This is a genomic window from Actinoplanes sp. NPDC048791 (assembly GCF_040650095.1).
Classification (GTDB): Bacteria; Actinomycetota; Actinomycetes; order Mycobacteriales; family Micromonosporaceae; genus Actinoplanes.
Genome location: NZ_JBEZGQ010001387.1, coordinates 1 through 1800, shown reverse-complemented (window position 1 = coordinate 1800; position 1800 = coordinate 1). Strand labels below are relative to the sequence as shown.

The 1800-nt window shown below is 72.4% G+C and carries 2 protein-coding genes; both read left to right on the top strand.

Features of this window, described 5'->3' with window-relative positions:
- Window positions 1-83: 83 nt before the first annotated feature.
- Window positions 84-1427 carry an FAD-dependent oxidoreductase gene (locus tag AB0C29_RS46605; protein ID WP_360834567.1) on the top strand — a complete coding sequence of 448 codons (1344 nt, stop codon included), beginning with the start codon at window positions 84-86 and terminating at the stop codon, window positions 1425-1427.
- 132 nt (window positions 1428-1559) lie between these two features.
- On the top strand, window positions 1560-1800 hold a 241-nt coding region (locus AB0C29_RS46600; protein ID WP_360834565.1), incomplete at its 3' end, for a hypothetical protein.

Sequence of the window (1800 nt, the reverse complement as noted above, 5' to 3'; positions counted from 1 at the left end):
GTCGCGGCCGTCGTGGACTGGCTGGCGGCCACCACCCGGGGCGAGCGGTGAAACTCGTCGTCGTCGGCGGAGACGCGGCCGGGATGTCCGCGGCGTCGCAGGCCCGCAAGCGGCTGGGGCCCGGCGAGCTGGAGATCGTGGCGTTCGAGCGGGGGCACTTCACGTCGTACTCGGCCTGCGGGATCCCGTACTGGATCGGCGGTGCGGTCAAGGACCGGGACGCGCTGATCGCGCGTACGCCGCGGGAGTTCCGCGACGCCGGCATCAGCGTGCACACCCGCCACGAGGTCGTCGGCATCGACCTGGCCGCCCGCGAGGTCGTGGCCCGCGACCTGGACAGCGGCGGCGAGCGGCGGGAGAGCTACGACCACCTGGTGTACGCGACCGGCGCGGTGCCGGTGACGCCGGACTGGGCCCGGATCGACGGCGAGGGCGTCTTCGGCGTACAGACGCTGGACGACGGCACGGCCATCCACGCCTGGCTCGACCGCGAGCCGCAGCCGCGCACCGCCGTCGTGATCGGCGGCGGTTACGTGGGCGTGGAGATGGCCGAGGCGATGGTCCGGCGCGGCCTGGCCGTCACCCTGCTGGAGAAGTCGGCGCAGCCGATGGCCACGGTCGACCCCGACATGGGCGAGCGGGTCGGCGAGGCCATCCGCGGGCTGGGCATCGAGGTGCGCACCAGGACCCACGTGCAGGGCCTGGAGACCACCGACGGCCGGATCTCCGCGGTGGTCACCCCGGAGGGGACGCTGCCGGCCGACATCGTGGTGCTGGGCCTGGGCGTACGCCCGAACACGGCGCTCGCCGTGCGTTCGGGCATCCCGGTCGGGGTGACCGGCGGGCTCCGCACCGACCTGCGGATGCGGGTCATCGGGCCGCAGGGACACCTGGACGGGATCTGGGCGGCCGGTGACTGCGTGCAGACCGTGCACCGGGTCAGCGGCCAGCCGGTGCACGTGCCGCTGGGCACCCACGCCAACAAGCAGGGCCGGGTCGCGGGCATCAACATCGGCGGCGGCTACGCGACGTTCCCGGGCGTGATCGGCACCGGGGTGACCAAGGTGTGCGAGCTGGAGGTGGCCCGGACCGGGCTGACGGAGAAAGAGGCCGACGCGGCCGGCTTCGCCTTCGTCACGGCGACGGTCGAGTCGACCAGCCGCGCCGGGTACTACCCCGGAGCCAGCACGATGACGGTGAAGCTGATCGCCGAGAAGCGGACCGGCATGCTGCTCGGCGCGCAGATCGTGGGCCGCGAGGAGGCGGCCAAGCGCATCGACTCGCTGGCGATCGCCGTCTGGAACAGCATGACCGTGGAGGAGATGACGGCCCTCGATCTCAGCTACGCACCGCCGTTCTCCCCGGTGTGGGATCCGGTGCTGATCGCCGCGCGCAAGGCGACGGACGCCGTGCACGCGGCGGGGTGATGCTTATCGTCCGATGTGTCGTCATCAATCCGCTCTGCGCGCAAAGCTGTGAGCAGGAGCGATCACTTCCGGTCACGCATTGATCACGAAAGCGGTATCGTCTTTGATCTTGTAACCCGGTAGGCATGACGAATGCCGTCGCTCCCCTCACCTCGTACGGCGCCGGAGAACGGGCCGCGGCACGCGGCCCAGCCGGCGGCGCGCGCCCGCAGTAACGGCGCGCTGACCGCGACGACCGGCGGCTTCCCGCACGTCCAGGTCCTCGACGGCGAGACCGCCAACGGACGGCACCGGCGCCCCGAGTCACTGGCCGACGCCACGGTGCTGCGTCCGCCGACGACGACCCGGGTGGCCGGCGGTCGCCGTACCTCTC